This window comes from Streptomyces niveiscabiei (assembly GCF_001419795.1).
GTDB classification, from domain to species: Bacteria; Actinomycetota; Actinomycetes; order Streptomycetales; family Streptomycetaceae; genus Streptomyces; species Streptomyces niveiscabiei.
This window is the reverse complement of sequence record NZ_LIRL01000275.1, coordinates 1-7100: the sequence shown is the minus strand read 5'-3', so window position 1 is coordinate 7100 and position 7100 is coordinate 1. Positions and strand designations below refer to the sequence as shown.

The following is a 7100-nucleotide window of genomic DNA, read 5'->3' as shown; positions in this document are numbered from 1 at the left end:
GTACTGCGGGGAGGGCGCCCGGAGGGGCGTCGAACCTCGGGTGTACACGGGTAGTACGGGCGGCGTAGGGGGCCTGGGCGGGGTTGTTGTGGGCGCGTGGTGGACCCGGCCGGACGGGGAGCGTCCGGCCGGGTCTCCCGGGCGAGCGGCAGCCCGGGTGGAGCGGTTCCACCATGCCGTGAGTGGGTACGGTGCACCACCGTCAGCTTGTTGCAGTGCGAGGGGCGGAGGCGGGTCGAAACGGCCGCATACCGGGGGATTTCAGGTCGCTTGACCGGGGGCGCCGTGTTGCGGAGCCGGGTGGACGCCCCGCATAGTTGCGCTGCGGAAGAGCAAACTGCGGGGGTGGGATGGACGATGACCGGGCACGGGACGGAGGATCACCCCCCGCACGGTGCCGACCGGCTGTGCGAGGCCGGTGACCGGGTCTACTCCCGCGCCGTGCGCCGTGGCCGCGTCCCGCGCGCCGACGCCGAGCCCGTACCCTGCCTCCTCGAACTCGCCCTGCTGCACCCCGATCCCGACGACATGGACTGGCTCGTCCCGACCGCGCCGCAGGAGGTCATGACACGGCTCCTGCGGGGCCTGTACGACGACGTCAGCGCGAGCCGGCGCCGGATGGGCGCGGCGGTCGCCGCCTTCGAGTGGTACGCCGGGCTCGGCGGGCCCGTCAGCGTCTCCGGCGAGGGCATGGCGCTGCGCGNNCGCGCTCGACGAGGCGACCGACGCGTGCACGACGGAGGTGCTGACCGTCCAGCCCGGCGGGATCCGGCGCGAGCACGAGCTCTCCGAGGGGCTGCACCGGGCGATGTCCCTGCGGGCGCGGGGAGTTCGGATGCGCGACCTCTACAACCACGTCGCCCGGCACGGCCAAGGGCTGTTGACCTACCTGGACTTGATGGGGGACGCCGTCGAGGCGCGGACCCTCGACGAGGTCACCGACCGGCTCATGGTGTTCGACCGGGTCGTCGCCTTCATCCCCGCGAACCCCGACCGCACGATGGCCCTCGAACTGCGCCACCCCGCCCTCATCACGTACCTCGTCACCGTCTTCGAACGCCTCTGGCGGCTCGCGATCCCGCTCGCCGCGGCCATTCCCGCGCCCGCCGTCGAGGGCGTCTCCCATCGCGAGCAGTCCATCGCCGCGTTGCTCGCCGAGGGGCATCAGGACGCGGTGATCGCCGAGCGGCTCGGGATCAGCGTCCGTACCTGCCGGGCCCATATCGCCCGGCTCTCCGAGACGCTGGGCGCGGCCAGCCGTACGCAGCTCGGGGTGCGGATCGCCCAGGTCGGGCTGGTGGGGGGCGGAGGGGCGTACGGGGCCGGAAAGGGCGTCACTCTTCCCGGTCAAGGATTCCCGACTGGCCTATGAGGTAGCCGAGTTGGGCGCGGCTGTCGCTGCCGAGGGTGGCGGCGAGTTTGGCGATGTGTTCGCGGGCGGTGCGGATGTTGAGGCCGAGGCGGTCGGCGATGACGGCGTCCGTGTGGCCTTCGATCAGGAGTGCGGCGATGGCGCGTTGCCGTGCGGTGACGCCGTCCAGGGACGGGCGCGGGGCAACAGGCTCCGGATGCATGGGGGTGGCCAGCCGCCACAGGCGGTCGAACGTCGTCACGAAGTGCTTGACCAGCGCGGGATGGCGGATCTCCAGGGCGAGTTGGCCGTCATCGTCCGCCGGGATGAAGGCGACGGTCCGGTCCACGATCAACAGCCGGTCGGTGACCTCGTCGAGGGACCGGCACTCCACGTCGCCCTTGAGCTGTTCCGTGTAGCCGAGCACGCCCAGCGAGTGGCGCTGCGTGTGCTGGTAGAGGGTGCGGATACGGCCGCCGTGGTCGAGGAGCGCCTGGTCGCGCGGCCTGGCCACGGCCCGTGCGCGCTCGATGCGTTCACGGCTGTAAGGGGTGTGCGGCTGGACGCTGAGCAGCTCGCGGGTGGCGCCGAGGAGCGCCTCGTCCAGCGCCTGGTTGATCCGCTCGGTGCCGCTCAGGATGCGGAGGGCGGGGGTGTCGTACGACTGCCTCGGGGCGGCGATCCTCAGCAACGGCTCGAAGGAATCGACCAGTTCGGCCTCCCGGCGGCGTTCCTCCGCGATGCGGCTCTCGGCGGAGTCCAGCAGGCGGTGCAGGGCCACTGCCGGGGCGACCGGTTCAAGTCGGGCCAGATCGTGGGGAGTCGGATGCAGTAACCCGAACTGCACGAGGCACGGGGCCGGTTGGGCGTCGCCGGCCGCGATCCAGCCCTCGTGCAGCGCCCGCCCGTACAGCTCTCTTCCCGCTGCGCACAGCTTCTCCGCGCCGTGTTCCCGGTGGTTCACCGCTCGGTCACCTCCCCGTCCAGGATGCCGGATCGCGCTATCAGATAACCGAGTTGGGCCCTGCTGTCGCTGCCGAGCGTGGTCGCCAGCTTCGCGATGTGCTCGCGGGCCGTGCGGACGTTCATACCGAGGCGGTCGGCGATGACGGCGTCCGTGTGGCCCTTGACGAGGAGCGCCGCGATCGTGTGCTGGCGGGGGGTGACCGTGTCCAACGCCGGGTGCTGGACCGCCGGTTCGGGGTACAGGGGGGTCGCCAGGTGCCACAGGCGGTCGAACGTCGTCACGAAGTACTTCACCACCGCCGGGTGCCGCACCTCCAGCGCCAGGCTGTTGTCCTCGTTCGCCGGGATGAACGCGACGGCGCCGTCCACGGCGATCAGCCGGTCCGTGATCTCGTCCAGCGTCCGGCAGGATGCGTCGCCGTGCAGGCGTTCGTGGAGCGCCTTGATGGAGGGGGCGTTGCGCATCGTGTGCTGGTAGAGGGTGCGGATACGGCAGCCTCGGTCGAGGGCTTGCTGGTCTCGGGGGACGGATACGGCGCGGGCGGCTTCGATGGGGGCGCCGTGCAGGTTCGTGTTGGGCTGGATGGTGAGGATCTCCTGCGCGGCCTCTGCCACCGCTTCGGTGATGGCCTGGTTGATGCGGGGTTTGCCGCTGAGGACGGTGAGCGTCGGCGTGCTCGCCGGTGGCATGTCCGCGTCCAGCCGTACCAGCCGCTCGAACGTCGTCGCCAGCCGCTCCTCCCGCTGCCGCTCCTCGGCGATCCGGCCGGCCGACCGGCGCAGCATCCTGTGCAGCGCCAGGGACGGCGAGACCGGCTCCAGCCGGGTCAGGTCGTCCACCGCGGGGTGCAGCAGCCCCACGTCCACCAGGCACGGAGCGACCTCCGCCTCTGACGCCGCGATGTGCCCCTCCTTCAGCGCGCGTTCGTACAACTCCGTTCCCGGCGCGCAGAGTTCCTCCGTTCCGTGGGGTGGGTGCGGCGCTGTCATTCTGCGGCTTCCTTCTGCTTGAGAATTCCGGATTCGGCGATGAGATAGCCGAGTTGGGCTCGGCTGTCGCTGCCGAGGGTGGCGGCGAGCCTGGCGATGTGTTCGCGGGCGGTGCGGATGTTGAGGCCGAGGCGGTCGGCGATCACCGCGTCGGTGTGGCCCTCCACGAGGAGCCGTGCGATGGCGCGCTGGCGCGGGGTGACGCCGTCCAGGGACGGCTGCCGGGCGGCCGTCGGGTGCATGGGGGTGGCGAGGTTCCACAGGCGGTCGAAGGTGGTGGTCAGGTAGTCGATGAGCGCCGGGTGGCGGATCTCCAGGGCGAGCGTGCGGTCCTTGTTCGCGGGGATGAACGCGACTGCGCCGTCGATGATGATGAGGCGGTCGGTGACCTCGTCGAGGGTGCGGGCCTCGGCGTCGCCGCGGAGCTGGTCGTAGCGGGCGATGACCTCGGTCCGGTGCCGCTGGGTGTGCTGGTAGAGCGTGCGGATCCGGCCGCCCCGGTCGAGGAGCGCCTGGTCGCGGTGGAGCGAGGCGCCCAGGGTCTTGGCGAGGTGGCTGCTGGCGGAGGGCTGCACGGCGAGCAGTTCGTGGGTCGCCTCGGCCATGGCGTCGGCGATCGCCTGGTTGATGCGGGCGTCACCGCCGAGGACGGTGAGCTCCGGCGTACCCGTCGTCTGCCCGCTGCCGAACCGCAGCAGCCGCTCGAACGTCTCGGTCAGCCGCTCCTCCCGCCGCCGTTCGTCGGCGATCCGGCGGGCGGAGCGGCGGAGCATACGGTGCAGGGCGAGGGCGGGGGAGACGGGTTCGAGCCGGGTCGGGTCGTCGACGGCGGGGTGGAGCAGGCCGAAGTCGACCAGGCAGGGGAGCAACTCCGCTTCGGATGCCGGGACGTGGTTCTCGCGCAGGGCGCGGGTGTACAGGTTCAGGCCCGCCTCGCACAGCTCCTCCACGCCGTGGGGTGGGTGGGGCACCGTCATGTGTCGGTTTCCTTCTGCTCAAGGATTCCGGACTGGCCTATGAGGTAGCCGAGTTGGGCGCGGCTGTCGCTGCCCAGGGCCGCGGCGAGTTTGGCGATGTGTTCGCGGGCCGTGCGGATGTTGAGGCCGAGGCGGTCGGCGATGACGGCGTCCGTGTGGCCTTCGATCAGGAGTGCGGCGATGGCGCGCTGGCGGGGGGTGACGCCGTCGGACGGGAGCTGCTGGGCGGCCTCGGGGTACATGGGGGTGGCCAGGCGCCACAGGCGGTCGAACGTCGTCGCCAGGTGGGCGACCGTGGGGCGGTGGCGTATCTCTACGGCCGTCGTGCGTTCGGGGTTCGCCGGGATGAAGGCGACCGCGCGGTCCAGGACGATGAGGCGGTCGGGGACTTCGTCGAGGGTGCGCACCTCGACGTCGCCGGCGAGGAACTCGTAGTGCGCGAGTACGGCCGGGTCGTGGCGCGACGTGTGCTGGTACAGGGTGCGCATCCGGCCGCCCCTCGACAGCATCTCCTGCTCCTTCGGCAGGGCGAGCGCCAGCGAGGAGACGGGGCGCTTGCCGCCGGGCTGCACGGTGAGGATCTCCTCCGAGGAGGCGAGCATGGCCTGCCGGATCGCGTCGTCGATGCGGTCGAGGCTGTCCAGGAGGACGAAGCCGGGGGGCTGCTCGGCGGCGGAGTGCGAGTGCGAGTGGCGGTGCCGGTGCTCGTGCTCGGCGAGGGCCAGGAGCGGTACGAAGGACTCGGCCAGGCGGGTCTCACGCTGCCTGCGCTCCGCGATCTCCTGCGCGATGGTGCGCAGCAGTCTGGGGAGGGCCAGCGCGGGCGGGAGGGGGCGGAGCGTGCCGGGGACGTCCAGGCTGGGGAGGAGCAGGCCGGTGGTGGTCAGGCAGGGGAGCGGTTCGGCCTCCGCCGCGGGGATACGGTGGCCGCTCAGCGCCCGCGCGTAGAGCGCGAGGCCCTCCTCGCACACTTCCTCGGTGCTGTGACGGTGTGCTTCCACGTCACCTCATTGCTCCCTGTCCAGGATTCCGGACTGGGCGATGAGGTATCCGAGCTGGGCGCGGCTGCCGCTGCCGAGGGCGGTGGCGAGCTTGGCGATGTGGGCGCGGCAGGTGCGGACGTTCATGCCGAGGCGCCGGGCGATGGCTTCGTCGACGTGGCCTTCGATGAGGAGCTTGGCGATGGAGTGCTGGATCTCGGTCAGACCGTCGGCGGCGGCTTCGTAGGGGGTGCCGGTGGTCATCGGGACGGCGCGGGTCCACATGAACTCGAAGACCTTGACCAGGTATCCGACGAGGCCGGGATGCCTGAGTTCCAAGGCGACCTGGCGGTCGTCCCGCACGGGGATGAAGGCGACGGTCTCGTCGCAGATGATCAGGCGTTCGACGAGTTCGTCGATGGTGCGGTACTCGACCTTGCCGTCCGCGAAATGGTCCACATAGGCGAGCCGGTCCGGGGTGTACCTCGCCGTGTGCTGATAGAGGGTCCTGATCCGGACCCCGCGTTCGATCAGCGGCCTGTCGCGTTCCAGGGCTTCCATGAGCCGGCTCTCGGGGTGGCGGGCGCTGGGCTGGACCGTGAGCATCTCGTTGCGGCATTGGGCTGTGGCCAGATCCAGCGCGGCGTTGATCCGGTCCAGCCCTTCCAGGACCGTGATCGAGTGGGTCGGCGTGGTGTGCCGGGTGGTCAGCGCCATGAACGGTTCGAACGCCTCGGCCAACTCGATCGACGTGCGCCTTCGTGCGGTGATCTCGTGTTCCAGCGGAGTGAGCCGCTGAGCCAGAGCGATCGTGGGGGGAACGGGAAGCATCCAGTTCGCGTCGTCCGGGTCGGGGTGCAGCAGGGCGAACTCCATCAGGCACGGAGCCGCGTCCACCCTCGAACGGGCGATGCGTCCAGAGCTCAGGGCATCCGCATAGAGACGGCCGCCTTCTTCACACAGCTCCGTCAAGGCATGGGGATGTTTACCTTTAGTCCGATTCATCACGAAATCTCCACCCCCCAGGGTCCTGAACATGCAGGAACATGATGCACCGATCGTGTGGCCATGACGTGCCTGAATAAGCCATCGTCGTACTCGACGGGGGAAGAGGAGACCTTCAGAATGAGGACGAAGCCGACTATGAGCAAGAGAATGCTTCGCTCGGTGACTGTTGTGGCCCTCTCCGCTGTCGTTGCCTTTGGGGTGTCGGGTTTCTCCTCGGGGGCGAAGGGCGAGGAGCGGGTCGGTGGCGACATTCGGTCATCGTCGACTGTTCTCGCGGCGGATAGCGGCGACAAGGCCGTCGCTTTCCCGAACGACAGTGTTTGGAGCTGACGGTGACCACCCCACCCGACGACCGCTCCTTCCGCCGCGAAATGGCCACCGCCTACCGCTCCGGCTGGCACTTCATCGACCTGGTCACCGCCATCCCCCACAACGGTGACTCGCTGATGGTGACGGTGTTCGGTGAGCCGGTGGTGGTCACGCGGGACGAGGACGGCGACGTGCGGGCGTACCGGTGTCTGCGGCGGCCCCGTGGCGCGCCGCAGCCGGTGCAGTGTGCCATCCGGTACGGAATGATCTTTGTGAACCTCGATCGACGAGACCACAGGCTGACGGACGCGGAGCCCCCCACCTCGCGGACCGTTTCGGCCACCCCCCGCAGTGCCTGACGCGATTCCCCCGTCGTAAAAGATCGCTCAGGTGCTTCCCCCCGCAGCGGCGTCACCGTGACCTGAACACGGTGACGCCGCTGTGTTTTACAGCGACATTTCACGCTTTGCAGCGATCTCCCGGTTGGCCGGAAACCGCCCCTGGGGCCCCAGGGTTCAC

8 protein-coding genes and 1 pseudogene are annotated in these 7100 nt (G+C 70.2%); 4 read left to right on the top strand and 5 right to left on the bottom strand.

From position 1 onward, the window contains the following. Window positions 1–357: 357 nt before the first annotated feature. Window positions 358–703, top strand: a pseudogene (locus AOK24_RS50635) (LuxR family transcriptional regulator); the annotation flags it as partial. A gap of 2 nt (window positions 704–705) precedes the next feature. Further along, on the top strand, window positions 706–1372 hold a 667-nt coding region (locus tag AOK24_RS14710), incomplete at its 5' end, for a helix-turn-helix transcriptional regulator (RefSeq protein ID WP_240553910.1). Here AOK24_RS14710 and AOK24_RS14705 read toward each other — a convergent pair. Genes AOK24_RS14705 through AOK24_RS14685 form a run of 5 tightly spaced genes read right to left on the bottom strand, consistent with a single transcriptional unit; the run spans window position 1335 to window position 6269 of the window. Next, window positions 1335–2315 (bottom strand): helix-turn-helix transcriptional regulator, encoded by a 981-nt coding sequence (locus tag AOK24_RS14705; RefSeq protein ID WP_055720521.1) that lies wholly within the window; start codon window positions 2313–2315, stop codon window positions 1335–1337. The two genes, AOK24_RS14710 and AOK24_RS14705, sit on opposite strands and share 38 nt — an antisense overlap. Continuing rightward, entirely contained in the window at window positions 2312–3307 is a 996-nt protein-coding gene (locus AOK24_RS14700) for a helix-turn-helix transcriptional regulator (RefSeq protein ID WP_055720520.1), read from the bottom strand. Before AOK24_RS14700 ends, AOK24_RS14705 begins: the two co-directional genes overlap by 4 nt. Then, window positions 3304–4284, bottom strand: coding sequence for a helix-turn-helix transcriptional regulator (locus AOK24_RS14695; protein WP_055720519.1), 981 nt, complete (start codon window positions 4282–4284; stop codon window positions 3304–3306). The genes AOK24_RS14700 and AOK24_RS14695 overlap by 4 nt, the downstream gene beginning before the upstream one ends. Beyond that, entirely contained in the window at window positions 4281–5285 is a 1005-nt protein-coding gene (locus AOK24_RS14690) for a helix-turn-helix transcriptional regulator (protein ID WP_055720518.1), read from the bottom strand. The genes AOK24_RS14695 and AOK24_RS14690 overlap by 4 nt, the downstream gene beginning before the upstream one ends. A 6-nt stretch (window positions 5286–5291) precedes the next feature. After that, window positions 5292–6269, bottom strand: coding sequence for a helix-turn-helix transcriptional regulator (locus AOK24_RS14685; RefSeq protein WP_079056816.1), 978 nt, complete (start codon window positions 6267–6269; stop codon window positions 5292–5294). A gap of 63 nt (window positions 6270–6332) precedes the next feature. Between AOK24_RS14685 and AOK24_RS14680 the strand changes: the two genes are divergently transcribed. Together AOK24_RS14680 and AOK24_RS14675 are read left to right on the top strand one after the other, a co-directional pair. Further along, on the top strand, window positions 6333–6602 hold the full coding sequence (locus tag AOK24_RS14680) for a hypothetical protein (RefSeq protein WP_240553908.1): 270 nt from the start codon (window positions 6333–6335) through the stop codon (window positions 6600–6602). A gap of 2 nt (window positions 6603–6604) precedes the next feature. Further along, a complete protein-coding gene (locus tag AOK24_RS14675; protein ID WP_055720516.1) occupies window positions 6605–6940 on the top strand; it encodes a Rieske (2Fe-2S) protein in 336 nt (111 codons plus the stop codon). Window positions 6941–7100 lie beyond the last annotated feature (160 nt).